This is a genomic window from Novispirillum itersonii (assembly GCF_014205675.1).
In the GTDB taxonomy this organism is placed as follows: Bacteria; Pseudomonadota; Alphaproteobacteria; order Rhodospirillales; family Rhodospirillaceae; genus Novispirillum; species Novispirillum itersonii_A.
Genome location: NZ_JACIIX010000012.1, coordinates 97,113 through 122,496, shown reverse-complemented (window position 1 = coordinate 122,496; position 25,384 = coordinate 97,113). Strand labels below are relative to the sequence as shown.

At 65.5% G+C, this 25,384-nt stretch carries 20 protein-coding genes; 13 read left to right on the top strand and 7 right to left on the bottom strand.

The genetic code is table 11. The features are described 5' to 3' along the window. Positions 1 to 48: 48 nt before the first annotated feature. The 4 genes from FHS48_RS20495 (at position 49) to cobD (ending at position 5,700) form a co-directional block, all read left to right on the top strand. A complete protein-coding gene (locus FHS48_RS20495; protein ID WP_184264588.1) occupies positions 49 to 1,599 on the top strand; it encodes a GTPase family protein in 1,551 nt (516 codons plus the stop codon). Next, positions 1,596 to 2,219: a class I SAM-dependent methyltransferase gene (locus tag FHS48_RS15285; protein ID WP_184264587.1), complete on the top strand. Its 624-nt coding sequence runs from the start codon at positions 1,596 to 1,598 to the stop codon at positions 2,217 to 2,219. Before FHS48_RS20495 ends, FHS48_RS15285 begins: the two co-directional genes overlap by 4 nt. A 151-nt stretch (positions 2,220 to 2,370) precedes the next feature. After that, positions 2,371 to 4,467 carry a methyl-accepting chemotaxis protein gene (locus FHS48_RS15280; protein WP_184264585.1) on the top strand — a complete coding sequence of 699 codons (2,097 nt, stop codon included), beginning with the start codon at positions 2,371 to 2,373 and terminating at the stop codon, positions 4,465 to 4,467. 153 nt (positions 4,468 to 4,620) lie between these two features. Further along, positions 4,621 to 5,700 (top strand): threonine-phosphate decarboxylase CobD, encoded by a 1,080-nt coding sequence (gene cobD / locus FHS48_RS15275; protein WP_184264583.1) that lies wholly within the window; start codon positions 4,621 to 4,623, stop codon positions 5,698 to 5,700. On the opposite strand, the gene FHS48_RS15270 is transcribed toward cobD, so the two are convergent. Both FHS48_RS15270 and FHS48_RS15265 read right to left on the bottom strand, forming a co-directional pair. Continuing rightward, the gene (locus FHS48_RS15270) at positions 5,701 to 6,042 is read right to left on the bottom strand and encodes a hypothetical protein (protein ID WP_184264581.1); all 342 of its coding nucleotides are present in this window, start codon (positions 6,040 to 6,042) and stop codon (positions 5,701 to 5,703) included. Positions 6,043 to 6,069: 27 nt separating this feature from the next. Then, positions 6,070 to 6,978 (bottom strand): LysR family transcriptional regulator, encoded by a 909-nt coding sequence (locus FHS48_RS15265; protein ID WP_184264579.1) that lies wholly within the window; start codon positions 6,976 to 6,978, stop codon positions 6,070 to 6,072. A gap of 124 nt (positions 6,979 to 7,102) precedes the next feature. On the opposite strand from FHS48_RS15265, the gene FHS48_RS15260 reads away from it, so the two are divergent. Together FHS48_RS15260 and FHS48_RS15255 are read left to right on the top strand one after the other, a co-directional pair. Further along, positions 7,103 to 8,680 (top strand): proton-conducting transporter transmembrane domain-containing protein, encoded by a 1,578-nt coding sequence (locus tag FHS48_RS15260; RefSeq protein ID WP_221443541.1) that lies wholly within the window; start codon positions 7,103 to 7,105, stop codon positions 8,678 to 8,680. A gap of 12 nt (positions 8,681 to 8,692) precedes the next feature. Further along, on the top strand, positions 8,693 to 11,107 hold the full coding sequence (locus tag FHS48_RS15255) for a YbcC family protein (protein WP_184264576.1): 2,415 nt from the start codon (positions 8,693 to 8,695) through the stop codon (positions 11,105 to 11,107). A 155-nt stretch (positions 11,108 to 11,262) separates the two neighbouring features. Here the strand turns inward: FHS48_RS15255 and FHS48_RS15250 are convergent, their stop codons facing one another. From FHS48_RS15250 to FHS48_RS15235, 4 genes are all read right to left on the bottom strand, one after another. Continuing rightward, positions 11,263 to 12,261 carry a nucleotidyltransferase domain-containing protein gene (locus tag FHS48_RS15250; RefSeq protein ID WP_184264574.1) on the bottom strand — a complete coding sequence of 333 codons (999 nt, stop codon included), beginning with the start codon at positions 12,259 to 12,261 and terminating at the stop codon, positions 11,263 to 11,265. Then, the gene (locus FHS48_RS15245) at positions 12,258 to 12,830 is read right to left on the bottom strand and encodes a 3'-5' exonuclease (protein ID WP_221443540.1); all 573 of its coding nucleotides are present in this window, start codon (positions 12,828 to 12,830) and stop codon (positions 12,258 to 12,260) included. The genes FHS48_RS15250 and FHS48_RS15245 overlap by 4 nt, the downstream gene beginning before the upstream one ends. 478 nt (positions 12,831 to 13,308) lie before the next feature. Further along, a complete protein-coding gene (locus tag FHS48_RS15240) occupies positions 13,309 to 16,539 on the bottom strand; it encodes an efflux RND transporter permease subunit (protein ID WP_184264573.1) in 3,231 nt (1,076 codons plus the stop codon). Between the two features lie 15 nt (positions 16,540 to 16,554). Beyond that, complete coding sequence (locus FHS48_RS15235; protein ID WP_184264571.1) at positions 16,555 to 17,562, bottom strand: efflux RND transporter periplasmic adaptor subunit; 1,008 nt, start codon at positions 17,560 to 17,562, stop codon at positions 16,555 to 16,557. 68 nt (positions 17,563 to 17,630) lie between these two features. Between FHS48_RS15235 and FHS48_RS15230 the strand changes: the two genes are divergently transcribed. The 5 genes from FHS48_RS15230 to FHS48_RS15210 all read left to right on the top strand — a co-directional run bounded on the left by FHS48_RS15230 (position 17,631) and on the right by FHS48_RS15210 (position 21,401). Beyond that, positions 17,631 to 17,957 (top strand): ArsR/SmtB family transcription factor, encoded by a 327-nt coding sequence (locus tag FHS48_RS15230; RefSeq protein WP_184264569.1) that lies wholly within the window; start codon positions 17,631 to 17,633, stop codon positions 17,955 to 17,957. Positions 17,958 to 18,022: 65 nt separating this feature from the next. Further along, on the top strand, positions 18,023 to 19,321 hold the full coding sequence (locus FHS48_RS15225; RefSeq protein WP_184264567.1) for an NAD(P)/FAD-dependent oxidoreductase: 1,299 nt from the start codon (positions 18,023 to 18,025) through the stop codon (positions 19,319 to 19,321). 36 nt (positions 19,322 to 19,357) lie between these two features. Beyond that, positions 19,358 to 19,564, top strand: a complete 207-nt coding sequence (locus FHS48_RS15220) for a YgaP family membrane protein (protein ID WP_184264565.1) — start codon at positions 19,358 to 19,360, stop codon at positions 19,562 to 19,564. A 158-nt stretch (positions 19,565 to 19,722) separates the two neighbouring features. Beyond that, positions 19,723 to 20,466 (top strand): SDR family NAD(P)-dependent oxidoreductase, encoded by a 744-nt coding sequence (locus FHS48_RS15215; RefSeq protein WP_184264563.1) that lies wholly within the window; start codon positions 19,723 to 19,725, stop codon positions 20,464 to 20,466. 158 nt (positions 20,467 to 20,624) lie between these two features. Beyond that, positions 20,625 to 21,401: a substrate-binding periplasmic protein gene (locus FHS48_RS15210; RefSeq protein ID WP_184264561.1), complete on the top strand. Its 777-nt coding sequence runs from the start codon at positions 20,625 to 20,627 to the stop codon at positions 21,399 to 21,401. A 46-nt stretch (positions 21,402 to 21,447) separates the two neighbouring features. On the opposite strand, the gene FHS48_RS15205 is transcribed toward FHS48_RS15210, so the two are convergent. Next, positions 21,448 to 21,708, bottom strand: a complete 261-nt coding sequence (locus FHS48_RS15205) for a DUF2061 domain-containing protein (protein ID WP_184264559.1) — start codon at positions 21,706 to 21,708, stop codon at positions 21,448 to 21,450. A 236-nt stretch (positions 21,709 to 21,944) separates the two neighbouring features. Between FHS48_RS15205 and FHS48_RS15200 the strand changes: the two genes are divergently transcribed. Together FHS48_RS15200 and FHS48_RS15195 are read left to right on the top strand one after the other, a co-directional pair. Beyond that, on the top strand, positions 21,945 to 23,360 hold the full coding sequence (locus tag FHS48_RS15200) for an FAD-binding oxidoreductase (protein WP_184264557.1): 1,416 nt from the start codon (positions 21,945 to 21,947) through the stop codon (positions 23,358 to 23,360). 314 nt (positions 23,361 to 23,674) lie between these two features. Continuing rightward, positions 23,675 to 25,357 carry a methyl-accepting chemotaxis protein gene (locus FHS48_RS15195; protein ID WP_260402510.1) on the top strand — a complete coding sequence of 561 codons (1,683 nt, stop codon included), beginning with the start codon at positions 23,675 to 23,677 and terminating at the stop codon, positions 25,355 to 25,357. Positions 25,358 to 25,384: the final 27 nt, after the last annotated feature.

Here is a 25,384-nt window from a genome sequence, read left to right as displayed (position 1 = left end):
GACAGAAGTCTGGGGCATCTCTCTTCCCGTGTCCGGATCTGCCTGCCGATGTCTACCGTTCCTTCCCTGCGCCGCCGTTACTGGCGGGAAGCGGTGTTGCTGATTTTGATGGCGGTACCGGGGCTGGCGTTGCTGCCGCCGGGGCTGGTGTGGATGTATCAGCAGGGCTGGCTGTGGCTGTGGGCGCTGGGGGTTCTGGCGGCGGGGGCCGGGGCCTTTGCGGTGCGGCTGGCAATCCGGCGGCGGGCGGCGGCGGATGCGGCGGAACTGGCGGCGCAGGCCAGCCCGGCAACGCTGGGCTGGGGCCCGCAGGAACAGGCGGCATGGGCGGTGGTGGAGACGCAGGCGCTGACCGCCGCGCCGTTGCAGCCGTCAAAGGACCTGTGGGACGATGCGCTGGGGCTGATGCGCGGCACGGTCGATGCGGTGGCGGCTCATTATTACCCCGGTGAAAAGGATGCGCGCTACCGGCTGACCCTGCCGGAGCTGCTGCTGCTGACCGAACGGGTGGCGCAGGATCTGCGCCGTGCCGGGCTGCGGCATATTCCGGCGGTGCAGCATGTGCGGGTGTCAACGCTGCTGAAGGCGTGGGATCTGTATGACGCCCACGGCGACACCGTGAAAACGGTGTGGACGGCGGTGCAGACCACCCGCCGGGCGACGGCGCTGGTCAGCAATCCGCTGGCGGCGGTGCTGCGCGAAACCGGCGAGGCGCTGATGGGCAGCCTGACCGGGGATCTGGCGGCGCGGATGCAGGGCCAGCTGACGCAGATGCTGGTGCGGGAAACCGGGCGGGCGGCGATTGACCTCTACGCCGGGCGGCTGCGGCTGTCGGCGGCGGACCTGCGGGCGCTGGCGGAGGCCGATGCCGCCGGGGCCGCCACCGATCTGGCCCATCCGGTGCGGGTGGTGCTGACCGGGCAGGTCAGCGCCGGAAAATCGAGCCTGCTGAATGCGCTGGCGCAGACGGTGCAGCGCCGCACCGGGGTGTCGCCGTCACGCGACGGTACCGGAGTGCTGCATCTGGATCAGCCGGAGCGGCCGCGTCTGGTGCTGGCCGATCTGCCGGGGCTGGGCCATGACGGGCGCGGCGAAACCGCGCTGGCGGCGGAGGCGGCCCGGGCTGACCTGATCCTGTGGGTGGTGGCGGCGTCCGACCCCGGGCGGGCGGCGGACCGCGAGGCGCTGGAGGCCCTGCGCCGTCAGGCGGAGGCTGCCGGGGTGCCGTTGCCGCCGGTGCGTCTGGTGCTGACCCATGTTGACCTGCTCAGCCCCCGCCGGGAGTGGGCGCCGCCCTATGTTCTGGATGGCAGCGACCCGCGCCCGAAGGCGCAGGCGATTGCGCAGGCGCTGACGGCGGCAGCGCAGGATCTCGGCCTGCCGGAGTCCGGGGAGGCGGTGGCGGTCTGTACCGCCGGGGAGGTCTGGAATGTGGACGCGCTGTGGCAGCAGATTGCGGCGGCGCGGGATGCCGCCCGCCAGCATCAGCTGGACCGGCTGAACCGGCAGGCCGGAGCGTTTTCGGTGTCGGAAACGGCGCGTCAGATCAAGGACGGGGCCAAGGCCGTGTGGCGCACCCTGTGGGGGAAAAGCGAATGAAGGCGACAGTGCATCGGATGGTCGGCGTGGCGCGGCGGCGGGATTCCTGGTTGCAGCCATGGTTGCCGCAGATCATCCGCCATGCCAGCGGGCAGCCGGTGCTGGAACTGGGCTGTGGCTGGGGCGATGACACGGCGGTGCTGACCGCCGCCGGGCTGACGGTGACCGGGCTGGACCTGTCGGCGGATCTGCTGGCGCAGGCGCGGCGGCGGGTGCCGCAGGCCACCTTCGTGCAGCAGGATCTGTGTGACCCGTGGCCGCTGGAGCGGGCTGGGGTGATTCTCGCCAGCCTGTCGCTGCATTATTTCCGGCGGGAGCAGACCCGGGTGCTGATTGACCGCGCCGCCGGGGTGTTGGGGCCGGACGGGCTGCTGGTGTGCCGCCTGAATTCCAGCCGGGATGTCTGTTACGGGGCGCTGGGGCGGCTGATGGGGCACCGGCGGATCGAACCCGGCCTGTACCGGGTGCATGGCAGCCCGAAGCGGTTTGTCAGTGCGGCGGATCTGGAGGATCTGTTTTCCGGATGGCGGGTGCTGCACCGCCGCCACCGGGTCAGTCTGCGCTTTGGCCTGCCCAAGGCCCTGTGGGAGGTGGTCTTGCAGCCGCCGGTAGGCCGGTAAGGCAGGGAGGGGAGTTTTCCGCCTGAAAGCGGGGCACTCTTTGCATAATATGCATAATATTTTACTTTATTGAAATATTATTGCTAAATATTTCCACATTATAGAAAGAATGTAGTAGGATCGGCCCCGGAGCATTGTCGGGGATATTCATATGCGTACATTATCCATCCGGGCCGTCGTCGGCCTGTTCCTCGCCGCGATCGGCTGCGTGGCGCTGATTTACGGCGGCATTGATCTTGCCGGGGCCTGGGCCCGTAAAAACAATGCGCAGGTCATCCTGATCTCCTCCGAGGCCAGCCGGACCCTGCTGGACACCCTGCTGAACACCCGCCTTGAACGCGGCGTCCTCAGCACCGGTCTGGTGGCGGAAAATGCCGCCAGTCAGGCCCACCGGGACTCCGTTGCCGGATACCGCAAGGCGGTGGAAGAGGGTTATGCCGCTGTGGTGGAAAAGGTCCGCGCCAGTGGACGGACGCAGGCGATCGCCACGCTGGCGGACCTGCAAAAGGCCCACGACGCGATGGTGGCGGCGCAGAAGCAGTTTGATCAGGATCTGACCGTGCCCCGGTCGGCCCGCACTGCGTCGTCGTACCCGCAGTCGCAGGCCCTGTATCAGGATTTTCTGACGGCGCTGACCGCCACCTCCAATGCGGTGGATATGGGGATTTTCGGTGCTGACACGCTGGTTGACAGCCTGTTGGTGGTCAAGCGCGGTGCCTGGGCCACCCGGGTGCAGCTGGGCGGCCTGATGGGCAATGTGCAGCGCATGGTGGCGGGCGGAAAATCGTGGACCCCGCAGGAGGCCCGCGCCGCTTTCGAGGACCGCGGTAAGGCACTGGTGCTGTGGAACGGCGTGCGGGAGGCGATGGCCTCGCCGGGCCTGCCGCCGTCACTGAAGATGTCGTTCCAGAAGGCGGATGACAGCAATTTCACCGGCAAGGCGTGGGACGATGCCAAGGCCCTGCACGAGGCGCTGGCCGATGGCCGTGCCCCGGGGATTGAGATTAAGGACCTTCAGCCCCGCGATACTGCCAACAGCGGTAAAATCGTCGATCTGGCCAGTGATGCCCTGAACGAGATGGTGTCGCGGGCGGAAGACGTGCGCACCGATGCCTGGCAGGGGGTGTATATTTCCGGTGCCGCCCTGCTGGCCACGGCGCTGCTGGTGGTGGCGGGGGTGACGATGGTGCGCAGCGGCATCAGCATTCCGCTGTCGCGGCTGAACGGCACCATGCGGGCGCTGGCGGCGGGGGATCTGTCGGCGGACGTCGGCTATACCACTTTCGGTAATGAGATCGGGGAAATGGCCCGCTCGGTGGCGGTGTTCAAAGACAGCCTGATCCGCAGCCGGACGCTGGAGGACGAGGCGGAACAGGCCCGCCGCGATGGCGAGGCCCGCCGCAAGGAAGCCTTGCGCCAGATGGCGGAGGAACTGGAAAAGACCGTTGGCGCGGCGGCGCGGGCGGTGTCGGAGGCGGCGCAGCGCATGGATGAGTCGGCCCGGGGCATGTCGGATTCGGCGGCATCGACCCTGCGGCAGTCCACCTCGGTGTCGGCGGCGGCGGAACAGGCCTCCACCAACGTTGCGGCGGTGGCCGGGGCGGCGGAGGAACTGGGCGCGTCGGTCGGCGAAATCTCCCGTCAGGTCGATTTCTCGGCAGACCGGGCGCAGGCGGCGGTCGGCGAGGCACAGGTCGCGTCGGATATCATCACCGAACTGGACGTGGCGGCGGGGCGGATCAACACCATCGTTGACCTGATTTCCCAGATTGCCGGGCAGACCAACCTGCTGGCTCTGAACGCGACCATCGAGGCGGCCCGGGCCGGAGATCTCGGCAAGGGCTTTGCCGTGGTTGCCAATGAAGTGAAGGCGCTGGCCACCCAGACCGGGGCCGCCACCGCCCAGATCGGTCAGCAGGTGTCGGCGATTCAGGGCACCACCATGCGGGCGGTGCGGGCGATTTCCTCGGTGGTGCAGGCCATCGGGGCGATCAGCGAAGCCTCGCAGTCGATCGTGGTGACCATCAACCAGCAGGACGAGGCGACGCGGGAAATCGTGCAGAGCGTGGCGCAGGCCTCCGCCGGGACGCAGGAGGTGACGGAGATCATCTCTGATGTGGCCTCAGCGGCGGGGCAGACGGAACAGGATGCCGACGGCCTGCTGAAGCTGTCCGGCACCCTGACCGACCACGCCAGGACGCTACAGGAGCAGATGGCGGGGTTCCTGAAGACCCTGCGTTCGGCATAACACAGCCTGATGGCTGTGACCGTGCGGCGGCTGACGGGGCGACCTGTCAGCCGCCGTTTCTTTTGGGCGGAACAGGGGTGCAGAGGGTGGCCGACGGCGCTTCCGCTGGGTATAAGGCTGGGTGACTTTGGCAGGGTAGCGGAGGACAGGCCGATGAACGCCCCCTTTTCTGGTGCCGGTGCGGTGACTGACCACGGCGGCAACCGCACGGCGGCGGCGGCGCGCTTTGGCGTGGCGGCGGCGGACTGGCTGGACCTGTCAACCGGGATCAATCCCTTTGCCTATCCGCTGCCGGTGTTCCCCGCTGATGACTGGACCCGCCTGCCCGATGCCGATCTGGAGCAGGCGGCGGAGCAGGCGGCCCGCCGGGCCTATGGCGCGGCGGCGGAAGCGGCGGTCTGTCTGGCCCCGGGATCACAGGCGCTGATCCAGATGCTGCCGCTGGCGTGGCGGCGGGCCGACCGCCGGGCCGAAGACGCCGGAACCGTATGGATCCTCGGCCCCACCTATGCCGAACACGCCCGCTGCTGGGCACTGGGCGGTTATGCGGTGCAGGAGGTCGGGATTGACCATCCGCTGTTTGATCCGGCCTGTCCGGTTCCGGTGCTGCCGCCGGACCTGCGGGTGCTGGTGGTGGTCAACCCGGATAACCCGACCGGGCGGGTGCTGTCGGCGGCGGTGCTGGAACGCCTGCGGGCGGCGCTGGCGGCGCAGGGCGGGCTGCTGGTCTGTGACGAGGCCTTTGCCGACAGTGATCCCGCGACGGCGGTGGATAACCGGGCCGGAACCGACGGGCTGATCGTGCTGCGCTCCTTCGGCAAGTTTTACGGTCTGGCCGGGGTGCGGCTGGGGGTGGCGCTGGGGGCGGCACCGGTGATTGCGGCGCTGTCGGACCTGATCGGCCCGTGGGCGGTCAGCGGCCCGGCGCTGCGCTGTGCCGCCGTGGCCTATGCCGATGACGGTTGGGCGGCGGTGATGCGGCAGCGGCTGGCGACGCTGGCGGCCCGGCTGGATGCGGTGGTGCTGGGCAGTGATCCCGGGTTCCGGCTGGTGGGGGGGACCACCCTGTTCCGGCTGTATGCCCACCCGCAGGCGCAGGCGGTGTACGAGGGGCTGGGGCGGCAGGGGATTCTGGTGCGCCGTTTTGACAGCCGCCCGGATCAGCTGCGTTTCGGCCTGCCGGATGAGGCCGGGTTGGACCGGTTGACGCAGGCGCTGCGGCGGTGGGGCTGATCAGCCGCTGACGCACCACGCCCGCCCGCTGGCGCGGTAGCCATCGGGGCAGGGGCCGGATTTGCGCAGGATGTGGCAGGCGGCGATTCCGGCGACGCAGAACTCACCGCTGGCGGTATAGCCGGCCGGGCAACTCTCGGCCTCCGGTTTTGGCAGCGCCGGGCGGGCCCCTGTGCCGGGCAGACAGGTGCTGCCGGTGGGGCGGTATCCGGCCGGGCAGCCGGTTCCGCTGTCGCTTTTGGGCACCGAAGACGCCGGGGCCGGGGGCACCCGGCAGGCGGCTTCTGCCATCTCCGGAAACAGAAGAAGCAGACAGGACAGGGCGATGGCAGGCAGGCGCATGGGTAGGGCTCCGGTCACGGCCCGGCGTTACCCCGGCTGGGCGGCCTGACGGATCAGGTCCTGCACCACCGGATTGGGAAATTTGCGGGGCGTTGTCACCGCATAGAACGTTTCAGAGATGCCGGGCAGGCGGCTGACTTCGCTCAGCAGGCCACTTTTCAGTTCGTCCTGCACCACAATCGGCGGCAGCACCGCCAGCCCGATCCCTTCCCGCGTCAGCAGACGCATCATCGCCATGTCATCGACTTCGGCGGCAAACTGCGGCCGGATCTCCAGCCGCGCCGCCAGCGCATCAAAGGCCATGCGCAGGCCGCTCGACCGGGTCGGCACGATCAGCGGCGTGTCCGCCAGCAGGCGGCGCAGGTCAGGCTCCCCCGGCGGGCAGAGGCCGGGCACCCCGATCAGGCTGGCGGGCTGCTGGTCCAGCGGCTGCACCACATAGGGGCTGGGGGACAGGGTGTAGGCGGTCCGGGCTTCCGGCTGCGGCGGCTGGCTGGTCAGCACCACATCAAGGTTCAGGTCGGCCAGCGCCCCCAGCAGATCCGGCCCGCTGCCGGAATGCAGGATCACCTCCACATCGCTGCGCCCCAGCACCGGTTGCAGGAACCGGAGCTGGAAGTTGCGGGACAGGGTGGCAATTGCGCCGATCCGCACCGCCCGCCGGGCCTCTCCGGTCTGCTTCAGGGTGGCCAGAAGCTCGTGCCCGGCAGCGAAAATGGCATCGGCATGGTCCAGCGCGATCCGCCCGGCCTCGGTCAGGTGCAGGGCCCGGCCCCGGCGCTCGAACAGCGCCTGTCCCAGCCGCTCTTCCAGCTGGCGGATCTGCGCCGACAGGGCGGACTGCGACACATTCAGGGTCTCGGCGGCGCGGGTCAGGTGGCCTGTGTGCGCCACCACCCGGAAGTAGCGCAGGTGGTGATAGTTCAGGTCCGGCATGGTGCGGTTCCCATAATCGTTCTGTTTAAGTGAATAATTCGTGCTGAACATTATATTTTTTCTAACAATGGCACCAGCCTATGGTGCGGCGGAAGAGAAGGTTCCCCGCCGGAGGCTGAATACCATGCTGCCTGTATCCCTGTTGCCCCTGTTGCCGTTTCTCCCGTTGCTGGCCGTCCTGCCCTTTGCCGCCGTGGCGGTGCTGGCCCCGCTGCTGCGCCGCCGCCCGGCGGCGGGGGCCGTCATGGCGGAAGCGGCGGCGCTGGTCTCCCTCGCCGGGTTCGGCGGGGCGCTGTGGGGGCTGGTGCAGACCGGGCCGCAGACCTCTGCCCTGCTGGGGTGGGGCGGGGTCGGCCTCAGTGCCCGGCTGGATGCGGTCAGCCTGACCATGGGGCTGCTGATTGCCTTTGTCGGCTGGGTGGTGCTGCGCTACAGCCGCACCTATCTGCGCGGAGAGCCCGGCCACGCCGCCTTCACCGGCTGGCTGGCGGTGGTGCTGGCGGCGGTGCTGCTGTGTACGCAGGCGGGCAACACCGTGCAGATGCTGGTGGGCTGGAGTGCCGCCAGCATCGGCCTGCACCGGCTGCTGCTGTTCTATCCGGGCCGGGCGGCGGCGCAGCGGGCGGCGCGGAAGAAGTTTGTGATCGCCCGGGCCAGTGATCTGGCCCTTGCCGCAGCGGTCGGCCTGCTGGCGGTGGCCGGGGGCACCGATATCGCCACCCTGCTGGAAGCCGCCCGCAGCGGCACCCTGACCGCACAGGCCCCGGGGCTGACCGCGCTGGCGGTGGGGCTGCTGGCGCTTGCCGCCGGGCTGAAGTCGGCGCAGGCCCCGGCCCACAGCTGGCTGACCGAAATGGCCGAGGCCCCGACCCCGGTTTCCGCTCTGCTGCATGCCGGGGTGATCAACGCCGGGGGCTTCCTGCTGGTGCGGTTTGCCGATCTGGTGCTGACCAGCCCCGGCATGATGGCGGTGCTGGTGATGGTCGGCGGCTTCACCGCCCTGTATGGCAGTCTGGTGATGCTGACCCAGCCGCTGGTCAAGACCTCGCTGGCGTGGTCCACCGTGGCGCAGATGGGGTTCATGACCATGCAGTGCGGGCTGGGGCTGTTCCCGCTGGCGCTGCTGCACATCGTCGCCCATTCCCTGTACAAGGCCCACGCCTTTCTGGCGTCCGGCAGCACGGTGAAGACCGTTGCCGCCGCCCGCCGCCCCGGCCCGGTGGCGGTGCCCGGCGGCGGGGCGATCCTGCGGGCCTTTGCCGTCGCCTTCGGCCTGTATCTGCTGATGGGGCTGCTGTTCGGCTTCCAGCACAAATCCCCGCAGGCGCTGGCGCTGGGGACGGTGCTGATCTTCGGGATTGCCTACCTGATCGCGCAGGGGCTGGCCGATGCCGCCCCCCGCGCCCTGACCGTGCGCACCAGCCTGTTTTCGGCGGTGGCCTCGGCCAGTTACTTCGGCCTTCAGACGGCGGCGGAACACCTGACCGCCGCCACCCTGCCGCCCGCCCCGGCCCCCGGCCCGCTGGAAATCGCCCTGCTGGTGCTGATGCTCCTCAGCTTTGGGGTGGTGGCGCTGGCACAGGTGATGTTTCCGCTGTGGTCACGCCACCCCGCCGCCACCGGCCTGCGGGTCCACCTTGCCAACGGCCTGTACCTGAACGCCCTGACCGACCGCCTGCTGGGCGGATGGATGAAGAATTAACGGAGACCGACCATGACGCTTTCCCTGTCCCAGATCTCCGCCGCTGCCGCCGATGCCGCGCGGAGGATTGCCCCGGCGTGGCCGCTGGAGGCCACCGTGGCCGTCAACCCCTTCCTCGGCCACACCGGCGAGACACTGGCCGAAACCGCCGCCCGGCTGGCCCGCACAGGCGGGGTGCCGGTGACGATGCGGCGCGACTGGTATCTGGAGCGCATCGCCGATGGCCGTATTGGCGAGGATGACCTGTGCGCGGCGCTGGCCGCCTGCCCATATTCCGGTGAACAGCGGCTGGATGTGGAAGCCCTGCTGATGGCGGCGGCGCTTCCTCAGCCTGCGCCCAGCCCCCTGCCGACGCTGGCCGAGCTGGCGGCGGAGCTGACCGGCACCGACTGGCCCGCCTTTCTGGAAGACCGCATCGGCCTGTGGGCTGCCGGGCACTTCGACCGTGGACAGGCCCTGTGGGGCGAACGGCAGGAGGAGCGGGAATGGACCTCGTGGCGGCACTGGGCGACCCATGACCTGACCCCGGAGGTCCACGGCCTGACCGGCTTTGCCGCCTTTGCCGCCGGTCTGCCCGATGACCCGGCGGAGGCGCTGGTGCAGGGCTGCGCCGCCCTTCAGGTTCCGGCGGCGGCGCTGCCGACCCTGTTCCACCGGCTGCTGTTCAGCCTTGGCGGCTGGGCGCAGCATGCCCGTTATCTGGTGTGGCAGGCGGAACAGGCGGGCGGCACCAGCCCGGCGCTGACCGATCTGCTGGCGGTGCGGCTGGCGTGGGAACAGGCGCTGTTGATCCGCTTTCCGGCGCTGGCCCCGCGCTGGGCGGCGGTGGCGGCGGCCCATGCCGCGCCACTGACCCCGGATGCCGGGCAGATCGTGGACGCGATTCTTCAGGACGCCGCCGACCGCGCCGCCCAGCGGGCGCTGGCGGACACGCTGGCGGCCCCGGTGGCGGCTCCGGGGATGACCGGGCCGGGACCGGAGCGCCCGACGGTGCAGGCGGTGTTCTGTATTGATGTGCGTTCCGAAGTGTTCCGGCGGGCGCTGGAACAGGCCGATCCCGGCATCCGCACCCTTGGCTTCGCCGGGTTCTTCGGCATCGGGGCCGGGCATCAGGGCTTCGCGTCAGACGTGATGGAACACCGGCTGCCGGTGCTGCTGCCTCCGATGGTTCAATCCTGCTCCGGTGGGCACGGGCCGCAGGCGGAACAGGCTGATTTCGCCGCCCGCTGTCGGTCCCGCGCCGTGCGGGCGTGGGGGCGGTTCAAACTGGCGGCGGTGTCGTCCTTCGCCTTCGTTGAATCCGCCGGGCCGCTGTATGCGGTTAAGCTGCTGCGCGATGCCCTCGGGCTGGGGTCTGCTGCCCCGGCCATTGCTCCGGCCCCGCATCTGCACCCGCAGCCGTCGCCGGATCAGGCGGTCAGCATGGCGGAACGGGTGCTGCGCGGCATGTCGCTGACCTCCGGCTTCGCCCGCATTGTGCTGCTGGCCGGGCATGGTGCCCATGTCACCAACAACCCGCACGCCAGCGCCCTCAACTGCGGGGCCTGCGGCGGCCATGCCGGGGATGTCAACGCTCGGCTGCTGGCCGCCCTGCTGAATGATCCGGCGGTGCGGGCCGGGTTGGTGGCGCGGGGCATCACCCTTCCCGCCGATACCTGCTTCGTCGCCGCCCTGCATGACACCACCAGCGACACCGTCGCCCTGTATGCCGATGCGCTGCCCGCCAGCCACGCCGCCGATCTGGCCGCCCTGAAACGGGCACTGGAACAGGCCGGGACCACCGCCCGCGCCGAGCGCGCCCGGCTGCTGCCCGGTGGCGGCAGCGGATCCGCCCTGCGGCGGCGGGGCCGCAACTGGGCGGAGGTGCGCCCGGAATGGGGCCTTGCCGGATGTAGCGCCTTCATCGCCGCCCCGCGTGCCCGCACCGCCGGACGCCGCCTGAACGGCCGGGCCTTCCTGCATGATTACGACTGGCGGCAGGATGCGGGGCAGGGCTACCCGGTGCTGGAGCTGATCCTGACCGCGCCGGTGGTGGTCGCCAGCTGGATCAGCCTGCAATACTACGGTTCCGCCGTCGCGCCGCAGCACTTCGGGGCGGGCAACAAGCTGCTGCACAACGTGGTCGGCGGCATCGGCGTGGTGGAAGGCAACGGTGGCCTGCTGCGGGCCGGGCTGACGTGGCAGTCGGTGCAGGACGGCACCACCCTGCGCCACGAGCCGCTGCGCCTGACCGTCTGCGTCGAAGCGCCGGAGGCGGCGATGACCGCCATCCTCCAGCGCCACGACGGGGTGCGGGCGCTGTTTGACAACGGCTGGCTGCACCTGTTCGCGCTGGACGCCGCCGGACAGATGACCCGGCGCTACGCCGGGGATCTGCGCTGGACCGACGGCGACACCGCGCCGCAGCCGGGCCGGGTGGCGGCGTAGGGGGGGGGGGGCTGCGGCCCACCCCCGCGCGGGGCCATTGGCCCCGCACCCCGGTTTGGCGATGAAATATAAGACGGTCAGGCTATAAGGTCGTCTTGATTTTAACCGGTTTCAGTTTCTAGAGGTTTCTAAATATTCCTAAGGGTGGATAGAGTCTAAACGATAATGAGGCGATATAAATGATTGTCCTTGCCGATAGTCTCCAAGGCTTTCTGCATTAGATCACCGAATTTGTACGACTCCAATATGAATTGAGAGCTATTGGCAGAGTCTTTAAAATTATCGGCAAGAGTGCGGTCCCCATCCTTTGTGCGTTCTAGAAACAATTCATACTGTTCTAGAAGGTTTTCAATATCTAATTTTGCGTCTTTGAATTCATCCTTAATCCAAAGAAGTCTATCTATTGGGGTTAGTTTTGTCATATTGATAGCATCGGTGGGGGAGACAGAGTTGTGTTTTTTATATACAACAAGAAGGTAAAGTAAGGCTGAGTAGCACGTCAGCATTCTGCTGTGTTTTAGTTTATAATTTTTTACTTTTCCTTCTAATTTTTTCTCATCTGGTTCTCGAGATGTTCGCGCTTCATAGTTAACGCAGAAAGTTCTCCAAAGCCGAAGGATATCGTTTGTTAAGAATGCCGGAGAAAAATTACTAAAATGACCAGGGTAATCTCTCCAGTATACCGCAATAACTTCTTCAATTATTTTGTCATATACCGCTTCTCCTAAAAGTGGTTTACTTTCTAGGAAAAGGAGAAGTCTCCCGGTCAATGTGTTGCGTGCATCATCGTCGGGCTGGCCGATTGATTTTGTAAATTCATCAACCGGGTAATGGACAAGATATTTTCCATCTCCATCAAAGTCTGGGAAGTTTAGACTTCTGGTTGCTTCGATGAGTTCAGCCTTTATGCAAATTTCGTCTAGGCGGCTCAGTTGACTTTCTTTTATTCCATCTTTTCTGATGCGAGAGGGATCGGATTTTCCTACGATGAAAAGGTCAAGGTCACTTTTAGGTCCTGCCTCTAATCGTCCAAAGGATCCGGTTGCATATACACAAGCTTTTCCGTCCAGCAGGCTGTTGCAATTTAATAGTTTGCTCTTTAGAGCTTTTATCCGACTTTCAGTATAATTTTTGCGTTTACTTATTTCGCTCATTTTCCATCCCACTCGAAAACGTTTGCGAATACCTCTGCTTGTTCAATAGCATCGTCAAGCGCGTGATGGGTGTGGATCCTATCAGGGAGTAAAGCGGTCGGCAATCGCGATCGGCTAGATTCTGACACGAGTCTTCCACTCTTAACTGCAACCGCTGTTTTAATATCGAAGCAGCGCGAGTGTCCAAATGGAGAGCCTTTAGAGGAAAAACGCATAAAATACCAATAGAGCCAAGTCCAGTCGAAGCTTAGTGGGTAGGCTACTAAGACTGGGCTTGCGGAGCCAGAAACTTTCCGGATCCATTCATAAGCTTCTTCCATTACTATTTTGGGGTCGCTGCCAGAGATGAGGAGCTTGGCTCGATCTAAGCCATTTACCTGCAACGCCTCAGTTTCGAAATCATCAGAAATAGGACGAAGTTCTCGGTAAAAGAAAGTGTCATAATTAACGGGCCGAATAAAATTGGATCCGTCGTATGTGCCTGCTACGACGATTGCAAAAGATAGTACCGAATACGGTCCTGGGATTGGTCCGTCCGTCTCAACGTCTGCCGAGAAATAGATATCCACAGCTTTCTCCGCACAAAGCTTCTCGATTCATTGGTGTCCCGAAGGTGATCTGTCTGCGGGGTTGTTCCTCTGAGGGCACCTTATACCGGAGAGGAAGGGCAGTCTCTAGTCTGTTGATACTCGCCTATCGGTCTGAACCACCGATTGCTTTTGGAAGGTTTCAAACTGGAAATCTTTGAGAATTTTCATTTCTGCTGAATTTAAAACTCTCATTCCCGGACGTGTCCGGGAAATTAAGAAGGTTTCTACAGACATTAAAATCGCCTGATGGTTTATTTTGATAATTAAATCAGTGGTGTGTTAATTTTTAATTATTGTCGATGAGGTATGATTCATTTTATTTATAAAATAATTAATAAAAAACATTTGTTAATATTCCATAAATCACTATAAAATAGGTCAAGGAGCCCAAGGCTCCTTGCGGGGGACCGGGGGCAGCGCCCCCGGGTTTCTCCCCATTCCCCATTTCCGGACACTCTCACATCCCCTTGCCATCATCGCGCAGCACCACATACACCGCCGGGATCACCAGCAGGGTGAGGGCGGTGGAGCTGGCGAGGCCGAACACCAGTGACAGGGCCAGCCCCTGAAAGATCGGGTCGGTCAGGATGAAGGCGGCGCCGATCAAGGCGGCGGCGGCGGTCAGCACGATGGGTTTGATGCGGATGGCCCCGGCGTCCAGCAGGGCGCGGCGGAGCGGGGCGGTGGGGTCGGCGGCGCGGGCGTGGCGGATGAAGTCCACCAGCAGGATGGAATTGCGGACGATGATCCCGGCCAGCGCGATAAAGCCGATCATCGACGGGGCGGTGAAGGGGGCAGAAAACAGCCAGTGCCCCAGCACAATGCCAATCAGGGTCAGCGGCACCGGCAGCAGGATCACCAGCGGCAGTTTGAAGGACCCGAACTGTGCCACCACCAGCAGGTAGATCCCCAGCAGGGCGACCATGAAGGCGGCCCCCATGTCGCGGAAAGTCACCCAGGTGATTTCCCATTCGCCGTCCCACAGCAGGGTGGGGGCGGCCTCGTCGGTCGGCTGGCCGTGGTAGCCGATGCGCAGGGCACCGCTGTCGATCTGGCTCTTTAACTGGTCTTCCACCGCGAACATCCCGTAGACCGGGGCTTCGTAGGCCCCGGCGAGGTCGGCCATGACCATTTCGGCGAAGTGGCCGTCGCGGCGGAACAGGGTGGGGGAGGTGTCTTCCCGCACGATGCTGGCGACATCGCCGAGTTCCACGGTGCCACTGCGGGCGGGGATCGGGGTGGACAGGAGCCGTTCGCTGAGGGTCAGGGCGTCGCTGGGCAGGCGGACGGAAATATCGACCGGGGTCAGCCCGGCCCCGCGATGGGAATAGCCGACCTTCACCCCGCCCAGTAGGGCGGTGATGGTGTCGTAAACGGCGTCTTCCTCCACGCCGTGGTATTCCAGCGCCTGCTGGTTGAGGGCCAGCCGCAGGCGGGGGGTGGTGGCCCCGGCGCTGTCGTCGATATCGACGATGAAGGGCACGGCGCGGAAGGCGGCCTTCACCTGTTCGGCGGTGGCGCGGCGGGTGGCGGCATCGGGGCCGTAGATTTCCGCCAGCAGGGTGGAGAGCACCGGCGGGCCGGGCGGCACTTCCACCACCTTCAGCACCGTGCCATCCGGCACCGGCAGGCCGTGCAGGCGCTGCCGCACCTCCAGCGCGATGGCATGGCTGGCCCGGCTGCGCTCGGCCTTCGGCGTCAGGTTCAGTTGCAGGTCGCCCAGCTCCGGGCTGGAGCGCAGGTAGTAATGCCGTACCAGCCCGTTGAAGGTGAAGGGGGCGGCGGTGCCGGCGTACATCTGGGCGGAGGTCAGTTCCGGCAGGGTGCGCAGGCGGTCGGCGGCAGCGAACAGCACCCGCTGGGTGTCTTCCAGCGACGATCCTTCCGGCAGGTCGGCCACCACCTGAAGCTCTGACTTGTTATCGAAGGGCAGCAGCTTGACGGTGACGGATTTGGTGTAGAACAGCCCGCACACCGCCACGGTGGCGATGCCGACCCCCCACAGGAAGCGTCTGGCGGTGCGGCGGTCGGTCAGCACGGCTGTGGCGAGGCGGCGGTACAGCGCCCCGAGTTTGCCCTCGCCGCCGTGATGCGCGACGTCTTCGCGGTGGCTGCCTGCCACCTTCATCAGCAGCCACGGGGTGATGGTGACGGCGACGAAGAAGGAAAACACCATGGCGGCGCTGGCGTTGGCGGGGATCGGGCTCATATACGGCCCCATCAGGCCGGAGACGAACATCATCGGCAGCAGGGCGGCCACGATGGTCAGGGTGGCGACAATGGTCGGGTTGCCGACCTCCGCCACGCCATCAATGGCCTTTTGCAGGGCGCTGCGCCCGTCCGGCATGCCCCAGTGGCGGGAGATGTTTTCCACCACCACAATGGCGTCATCGACCAGAATGCCGATGGAAAAGATCAGCGCGAACAGGCTGACCCGGTTGATGGTGTAGCCCATCAGGTGGGCGGCAAACAGCGTCAGCAGAATGGTGACGGGGATCACCACCGCCACCACCACCCCTTCGCGCCAGCCGATGGCCAGCGTGATCAGGGCGACGATCGACAGGGTGGCAAGGCCGAGGTGGAACAGCAGTTCATCGGCCTTTTCCTTGGCGGTTTCGCCGTAATTGCGGGTGATCTCAACGTGGATGTCGGCGGGCAGCAGGCGGCCTTTCAGGCTGTCCAGCCGGGTCAGCACCGCTTCGGCCACCACCACGGCGTTGGCCCCTTTGCGTTTGGCCAGCGACAGCGACACGGCGGGCAGCGGCGTTCCGCCCGGGGTCAGGGTCCAGACCCGCTGGTCAGCGGGGGCGGAGCCGACGACGATGGTCGCCACGTCCTTCACATACACCGGGCGGCCGTCGGCGGTGGTGATCAGCAGGGTGCCGATATCGGCAACCCCTTGCAGGGTCTGCCCGGCCATCACCGGGCGCTGGCCGCCGCCGTCGCGTACCCGGCCAAGGGAGAACTGGCGGTTGGCATTGGTGATTTTATCGACCAGCTGGTTGAGGGTGACGCCGTACAGGGTCAGCCGTTCCGGGTCGGGCTCCACCCGGATCTGTTCGGCCTGCCCGCCGGAGAGGAAGGTCAGGCCGACGTTATCGACCTTGATCAGCTCCTGCATCAGGGTTTCGGCCAGAGACCGCAGGGCGGCATCGGTCCAGCGGTCGGCGGCATCGGGGCGGGGCGACAGGGTCAGCACCACGGCGGGCACATCGTTGATGCCGCGCCCGATGATCAGCGGTTCGGGGATGCCGACCGGAATTTCCGGCATGTGGGCGCGGATGGTTTCATGCACCCGCAGCAGGGCGATATCCTTGTCGGTGCCGACCTCAAACCGGGCGGTGACGGTGACGTGGTCGTCAACGGTCTGGGAATAGACGTGATCGACGTCATCCAGCCCCTTGATGATGGTTTCCAGCGGTTTGGTCACCAGCTCCACCGCGTCGTCGGCCTTCAGACCGTTGGCGGAGACCATGATATCGACCATCGGCACCGAGATCTGCGGCTCTTCTTCCCGCGGCAGCTGGATCAGGGCGACGGTGCCGACCACCAGCGCCGCCAGCAGCAGCAGCGGGGTCAGGGGGGAGCGGATGAAGGCGCGGGTCAGCAGGCCGGACAGGCCCAGACGTTGATGGGGGGTCTGGTTTTCTGGGGTCTGGTTTTCTGGGGGCCGGGGGGCAGTGGTCATGGTCGGTCCTCCGGCTTAGCGGGTTATCAGGGTGTCGCCGTCGCGCAGGCCGGACAGCACCTCGACCATCTCGCCCTGCTGCGGGTCGGGGCTGCGGTTGCCGGTCTGCACCGGCACCTCGCGGCCTGCCGGGGTGGCGGGGTCTGACAGCGTGACGAAGGTGACGCCGAAGCGCACGGTCAGGAAGCGCGCCGGAATCCGCAGGGTGTCGCGGCTGCCGGTCGGCAGCCACACCAGCGCCCGTTCCCCGACGAAGTAGGTGCCGAGTCCGTCCACCTGCACATCGGCCCTCACCCGGCCCTCGGTCAGGCGCGGGTAGACCTTGGTGACGGTGCCACGGGTGGGGGGCGTGTCGGCGCTGGCGTCAAGGCCGCGGTCGCCGACCCGCACCGGGGTGCCGGCGGTCAGGAAGCGGGCATGGCGTTCCGGCAGCTCCAGCCGCAGCAGATACCGCCCGGTGGCGATGGTGGCGATGGCTTCGCCCGGCATCACCACCGATCCGGGGATCACCTTCACCTCCAGCACCCGGCCACTGCCGGGGGCCAGCACCTCGCCCTCCGCCGTGGTGGCTTCCACCACCTGCCGTTCCGCCAGTTGCCCGGCAATGCTGCGGTCCAGCACCTCCACCGCCGTGCGGGCCTGATCCAGTTTGGCCTTCGGGGTGGCCCCCTGTTTGTACAGTTCCTGCGCCCGCGCCAGCTCGGTGGCGGCCTGGGCCCGCTCCGCCCGCAGGGACGCCACCTGTGCCTCGGCGGCGGTGCGCTTCAGCAGCAGTTTGGAATCCCCGACCACCGCCAGCACCTGCCGGGCCTGCACGCTGTCGCCTTCATCGGTGGTGACGGAGGCGACGGTGCCGCTGATGCGGGCGCGGGCCACCTGCGTATCGGCGCTGACGACGGTGGCGTAAACCGCCTTCTCGTCCGGCAGCGGCTGGGTATGGACGGTCAGGGTTTCCGCCGCCAGCGTCGGGCCGGAGGTGACGAGCAGGATCAGGACGGTCAGCAGGGGCGTGATGCGGGGCATCGGCAGGCTCCGGGGTGCGGATTGGATCAGTCTTGACTAATATATCAAAGCAAACTAAATTAGCAATTATGAATATTATTGCACTGCACCAACGGGCGGTCGAGGCCGCCACCCTGCTGCGGGCGCTGGCGAATGAACGGCGGCTGATGATCCTGTGCGTTCTGACCGGGGGGGAACACTGCGTCGGCGCACTGGAACGCCGGATCGGCATCTCTCAGTCGGCATTGTCGCAGCATCTGGCCGTCCTGCGCCAGCAGGGGGTGGTGAAAACCCGGCGCGATGGCCTGACCATTTATTACACGCTGGCGGGGGCGGAGGTGGAAGCCATCCTGCGCACCCTCAGCGATCTGTACTGCCCGGCCGCACCCAACGACGGACCGGCAGACCCCGGCTGAGAGGCAGCGTCCTCCCGACCGTATCGCAAAAACAGGTGGCTCTGCCGCCAAGGGAGGACACAGTCATGGCCCATATCATCATTCTGGGGGCGGGCATCGGCGGCGTGCCGATGGCGTTTGAAATGCGGGAGCAGGCCCGGAAAGAAGACCGGATCACCGTCATCAGCAACAGTCCGGTGTTTCACTTTGTGCCGTCCAACCCGTGGGTGGCGGTCAAATGGCGGGACCGCTCGGATATCGTGCTGGATCTGGATCCGATCTTCAGCCGCAAGGGCATCGGCTTTATCAGTACCGGCGCGGCCCGGGTGCATCCGGCGGAAAACCGGGTGGAGCTGACCGATGGCAGCAGCCTGACCTACGACTATCTGGTCATCGCCACCGGGCCGGAACTGGCCTTTGATGAAATTGACGGGCTGGGGCCGCACGGCGGTTTCACCCAGTCGGTGTGTCACGTCGATCATGCGGTGACGGCGTCGGAGCGGTGGGAAGCCTTCTGCGCCAATCCCGGCCCGATTGTGGTCGGGGCGGTGCAGGGGGCCTCGTGCTATGGCCCGGCCTATGAATATGCGGCGATCATGGATACCGATCTGCGCCGCCGCAAAATCCGCGACCGGGTGCCGATGACCTTTGTCACCGCCGAACCCTACATCGGCCACCTTGGGCTGGGGGGAGTCGGCGATTCCAAGGGGATGATGGAAAGCATCCTGCGCAGCCGTCACATCGACTGGGTCACCAACGCCCGGGTGACAAAGGTGGAGGACGGGCAGATGCACGTTACCGCCCATGACGAGGACGGCGCCCCGAAGCGCGATCATGTCCTGCCGTTCCGGTATTCGATGATGCTTCCGGCGTTCCGGGGGGTGAAGGCAGTGGCGGGGATTGAGGGGCTGACCAATCCGCGCGGGTTTATTCTGGTCGATAAGCACCAGCAGAACGCCACCTACCCCAATGTGTTTTCCGTCGGGGTCTGCGTGTCGATTCCCCCGGTCGGGCCGACCCCGGTGCCGGTCGGGGTGCCCAAGACCGGCTATATGATTGAGTCCATGGTTACGGCGGCGGCCCATAACATCGGCAATCTGCTGCGCGGCAAGGCCCCGGACCGGCAGGCGACGTGGAACGCCATCTGTCTGGCTGACTTCGGCGACAGCGGGGCCGCCTTTGTTGCCCTGCCGCAGATTCCGCCGCGCAACGTCAACTGGTTCTCCGAAGGGTGGTGGGTGCACGCCGCCAAGGTCGCCTTCGAGAAGTATTTTCTGCACAAGGTCCGCAAGGGCACGTCGGAGCCGGTTTACGAGAAATACGTCCTCAAGGCGTTGGGCATTACCAAGCTGAAGGACGGCCACATCGGTGCCCCCAATCCCTGACGGCACCGGAAACTGAGCACAGGAGAAGACCCTATTATGTCCCTTGACCGCGTCATCATGGCCTTTGCCGGAACCGTCATTCTGGCCTCGCTGGCCCTGTATGCCTTTGCCGGGCTTGGCTGGGCGATCTGGATCACCGCCTTTGTCGGAGCCAATATGCTTCAGGCGTCGTTCACCGGCTTCTGTCCGCTGGCGATTGTGCTGAAAAAGATCGGGATCCGGCCCGGCTGTGCATTTTCCTGATGCATGATGCATCATTTCTGGCACAATGTCGGGCTCCTTGGCACCGCCTCCCCTTGGCGGCGGCCCCGGCCCGGCATACATACGGGGGGTGCCGCGCTGGCCTGACCGGCGGGGCACCCCTGACTGACCGCCCCGACTGACCAGAAATCGAGACCATCATGACCCGTTCCGCACCCAAGACTGTCGTCATCACCGGCACCAGCCGGGGGATCGGGCAGGTGACTGCCCTGCGCTTCATGACGGAAGGCTGGCGGGTGATTTCCTGCGCCCGTGGGCCGCTGCCGGAGGATCTGGTGCGGGATGACAACTGGCAGCATCATCTTCAGGTCGATCTCGGGGCCGGGGATGCGGTGGATGTGCTGATCCGCGAGGTGAAGGCGATCCTGAACGGCGATCCCCTGCATGCCCTGATCAACAACGCCGGGGTGTCGCCGAAGACCCCGTTCAAGGAACGGCTGGGCATTCTCAACGGCCCGATTGACGGCTGGCGGGCGGTGTTTGAACTCAACTTCTTTACCCCGCTGCGGCTGGCCCGGGGCTTTGCCGCCGACCTGCACAAGGGCAAGGGGACGATCATTAACATCACCTCCATCGCCGGGCATTACGTCCATCCCTTCGCCGGGTCGGCCTATTCCACCAGCAAGGCGGCGCTGTCCGGCCTGACCCGCGAAATGGCGGCGGAACTGGCGCAGCTTGGCATCCGCGTCAACGCCATCGCCCCGGGCGAGATCAAGACCGAGATGATTTCGCCGGAATACGAAGCCCTGATTCCGCGCATTCCGCTGGACCGGATGGGCACGCCGGAAGACGTGGCGGCCTGCGCCTTCCGGCTGTGTTCCGATGAGTTCAGCTATATCACCGGATCGGAGGTGTTCGTCACCGGCGGTCAGCACCTGTACTGATGGATCTGGACTGAACGGTCTGGCTGGAGCATTCCATAAAAATAAGCGCTAATTTGTTGGAATGCTGGCGGAAATTACCCACTGATTCTATAGTGTCTCTTCGGCTGCGGGGGCGGCCGGACCGCAAAAGCCCTGTTTAAGGGGCGTGGGGGGACGCGATGACCGGTTTTTCTCTGTGGATGGGGGCCGTCCGGTGCCTCCGTCCCTTGTTCCGGGTTGGCGGGGCATCGGCCTGTCTGGTCCTGCTGCTGGCATGGCCGGGGCTGGCGCAGGATCCGGCAGCTCCGGTCACTTTTGCCTGTAATGAATTTCCGCCCCAGAAAATGGAACAGCCGGTGGAGGGGCACCCCGGTTTTGATATTGATATTCTGACAGCGGCGTTGGCCACGCAGGGCTTACGTCCCGACATTCAGTTCTATCCGTGGCAGCGGGCGTTACAGATGGCGGAAAGCGGGCGGGTTGATGCCCTGTGTTCCTGTTCCTACCGGTCGGAGCGGGCCGAGACCCTGCTGTTTTCCGAAAGCATCGGCACTGTCGGTATCGGCCTGTTTGGCCGGGCTTACCGCAATACCGCCCCGCTGACGATGCAGACTCTGGCCGGGCATACGGTCGGTGTGGTCCGGGGCTACAGTCTGGCCGACGATCTGGCGGCGACCGGGGCGGTTATTGTCGATGTGTCTTCCGATGAAACCGGCCTGCGGATGCTGGAGCAGGGGCGGATTGATGCCTATTACGGTTACCGCGATACCGTGCGCTATCTGTCCCGGGGGGACGGCACGGCGCTGCTGTATACCGAGGTCCGTTCCTCGCCCTATTACATCTGCATCAGCCGGGCCCGGCCGGGCGCGCCGCAGCTTCTCGATACGGTCAATCAGGGGATTTTGGCCCTGATGCACGATGGTGGTCTGGACCGCTTCCGGACACCTTACCGCTGATCGGGGTCCCCCCGGCGGCCGGGGGCATCCGGCTCCGGGGGAACGGTCAGGCCGCCGTTTCCGGCGCCGGGGAAAAAGGGGCTTCGGTCATCCGGCTGTGGCCGTGGCCGTCCCACAGGGTGGTGGCCTTGGGCGAGGCCCGGTTCCACAGCTTTTCATGAAAGTAGAACACCACGGTGTTGACCGTCGGTTCCAGCAGGGCAACGCCGGTGGCGATGGTCAGCGACCCGGTCAGCAGATAGGTGATGGTGAAGCCGACGCCGAAGTGCAGGGTGGCGAAGCTCAGGGTTTTGGCGATGTCACGCATGGTGGCCTCCGGCGGGGCAGCAGTTATTGCGATTGATTATTAATTACAGTATTTCGACCGGATCGGCAAGGCGGAAGCCGATGAGTTATTCCGGCACCGACAATCGCTTTTATCAATCATTTGGCTGCGGGCTTGTGTCTGCCGCAGGCAGGGGGTAAGGAAAGAGCCAGACAGCCATGCGCGCAGGCTATGGGCCGCGCGATCCCCCGTTTTTCTGCTGCTGGAGGGCTCCCCCCGTGCCGATCACCGATGCCTTTCTGGACACCCTGCGCTCCATCGTCGGCGACAAGGCCGTGCTGACGGACGGTGGCGATCTTGATCCGCATCTGCGCGAAGAGCGCGGCCTGTACCGGGGGCAGGCCACGGTGGCGGTCAAGCCTGCCACGACCGAAGAGGTTTCAGCGGTGGTCAAGGCCTGCGCCGCCGCCGGGGTCAGCATTGTGCCGCAGGGCGGTAACACCGGCCTGTGCGGCGGGGCGGTCTCCGATGCCGGTCAGGTGATCCTCAGCCTGTCCCGCATGAACCGCATCCGCGCCATCAATCCGATCGACTTCACCATCACGGTGGAAGCCGGGGTGATTCTGGAAGACGTGCAGACGGCGGCGCTGGAGGCGGACCGCTTCTTCCCGCTGGCGTTGGGGGCGCAGGGGTCCTGCCAGATCGGCGGCAATCTGGCGACCAACGCCGGGGGGCTGAACGTCCTGCGCTACGGTAACACCCGCGACCTGTGTCTGGGGCTGGAAGTGGTGCTGGCCGATGGCACGGTGTGGAATGGCCTGAAGGCGCTGGGCAAGGACAACACCGGCTTTGCCCTCAAGCACCTGTTTATCGGTGGGGAAGGGGCGCTGGGCATCATCACCGCTGCGGTGATGAAGCTGTATCCGCGCCCGCTGGAAAAGCAGACCGCCCTGTGTGCGGTGGATGACGTGGCACAGGTTCCGGCCCTGCTGGCGCTGGCCCGCGCCATGTCCGGCGATCAGGTGTCAGCCTTTGAGCTGGTGGCCCGCTTCGGGCTGGAACTGGCCTGCCGCCATCTTGACGGCGTGACCGACCCGTTTGAGGACGCCCATCCGTGGTATGTGCTGGCGGAGTTTTCCTCCACCCGGGCCGGAACCGACCTGCGGGCGGTGTTCGAGGGCTTTCTGGAGACCGCCTTTGAGCAGGGCATCATCTCCGATGCGGTGATCGCTGAAAGCGGCCAGCAGGAAGCCTCGTTCTGGCGGATGCGGGAAGGCCTGCCGGAAGCGCAGAAGCACGAAGGGGCCTCGATCAAGCACGATGTCGCCGTGCCGGTGGCACGGGTGCCGGAATTTCTCGACCGGGCGATTGCCGGGGTGGTGGCGGCCCTGCCGGGGCTGCGGCCGTGCCCGTTCGGCCATGTCGGCGACGGCAACATCCACTTCAACCTGACCCAGCCGGAGGGGATGGACCCGAAGGCCTATCTGGGCCACTGGGAAGAGATGAACCGCATCGTTCACGATATCGTGGTGGACATGGGCGGCTCGATCTCCGCCGAGCATGGGGTTGGCCGCCTGAAGGTGGATGAGATCATCCACTACAAGAGTGCGGCGGAGATCGAGGTGATGCGCAAGGTGAAGGTGGCGCTGGACCCGCAGAACCTGCTCAACCCCGGTGTGGTGGTGCGGATCTGACGCATCCGCCGACAGACTGAGAAAACGCGTAAAACCGGCCCCGGAGCCCGCTTCGGGGCCGATTTTTATGGCGTTCTGACCGGCTCCGAGTCGGCGTTGATTGACCGTTCAGGGGCATCTTATTCCATATAGTGAAATTTTAAGGAGATCGGGTATCACCCTCTCTCGTCTTGTGAAACACGCCGGTGCATAATTATTCAAAACATAACTCATGATTGTTTTTCTTGGTCAGATTTCTGACCTGCCAGTATCGTGCCTCTGATGACAGTTCGGGACCGCCTGATGATGCGGTCGGGGAATATTCAGGGGAACAGATGTTTAAAAATAACAAGATAGCCACCAAGCTGCTGCTGCTGGCGCTGCTTGGAATCCTCGGCGTCGGGATCGTCACCGCCTACGGGCTGATGTCGCTGCGCCAGACGATGGAAGCCGAACGGCGGGCGGCGGTCCGGCAGGTGGTGGAAACGGCGGTGTCCGTTGCCACTTATTACCACAAACAGGCGCAGGACGGGGCACTGTCGCCGGAAGAGGCGAAAAACCGGGCGGCGGCGGTGATCCGGGCCTACCGCTACGGTCAGGGCGATTACATGTTCGTCTACAGCACCAGCGGCGTGACCGAAATCCACGGCACCCGTAAGGAGCTGGAAGGCAAGATGCGGATCGACGAGAAGGACGCCACCGGCTTTCTGTTCCTGCGCCATCAGATTGAGAACGCCAAGGCGGGGGGTGGCTATACCACCTACCGCTTCACCAAGCCGGGTGGTGGCGACGCCTTGTACGAGAAGGTTTCCTACGAGGCACTGTTCGCGCCGTGGGACTGGGTGATCGCCTCCGGGGTTTATGTTGATGATATCGACACCGCCTTCCGGGGCGGCGTGATCCGGGCGCTGGTGGTTCTGGTCATTCTGCTGGTGGCGATGATCGGGGCGTCGATGCTGCTGGGGCGGGTGATTTCCACCCCGATCCGCCGGATGGCCGCCACCATGCGGGCGCTGGCAGGGGGCGACCTGAGCGTCACGGTTCCGGCGCTGGACCACCGCGACGAGATCGGCGAAATGGCGAATGCGGTGGAGGTCTTCCGGGAGAACGCCCGCGAGCGTCAGGCGCTGGCGGCGGCGGCACAGGCCGATCTGGCGGCGCGGGAGCAGCGCACCCGGCAGATGGAAGCCCTGATGCAGGACTTCGACCGCGATGTGTCACACATTCTTGAAACCGTGACCTCGGCCTCGACCGAGCTGGAAGCCACCGCCCGCGCCCTGTCGGGGACGGCGGAACAGTCGGCGCGCAACGCCACCACGGCGGCGGCGGCGACGGAACAGGCTTCGGTCAATGTCAAGAGCGTGGCGGCGGCATCGGACGAACTGGCGGTGTCGATCACCCATATCGCCGAGCGGGCCGGGCAATCGCAGGCGGTGGCGCAGCGGGCGACGGCGGCGGCGGAGCGGACCGAACAGACCGTCCGCACGCTGGGCGAGGCCACCAGCCATATCAGCCAGATTGTCGGCCTGATCGAGACGGTGGCCAGCCAGACCAACCTGCTGGCCCTGAATGCCACCATCGAGGCCGCCCGCGCCGGAGAGGCCGGGAAAGGCTTTGCCGTGGTGGCGAACGAGGTGAAAAGCCTCGCCAACCAGACCTCCCACGCCACCGCCGAGATCTCCACCCAGATTGCGGCGATGGAAGCGGCCTCGACGCAGGTGGCCGAGGCGATCCGCGAGATTGTCGGGGTGATCGGCGAGGTCAACACGCTGGCCGGGGATATCGCCGATGCGGTATCGCAGCAGGGCGACGCCACCCGGGAAATTGCCCGCAATGTCACCGAGGCGGCGCAGGGCACGCAGGATGTGGCCGAAAGCGTGATCAACGTGACCGTCGGGGCGCAGGAAACCGGGGACAGTGCCGGGCAGGTGCTGGCCGCCGCCGGGGAACTGTCCCGTCAGTCGGAAAAGATGCGCGGGCAGGTCGGTGACTTCTTCGCCCGGGCCCGGGCGCTGTAACAGGGACTGTCGTGTAATTTAAAAGAA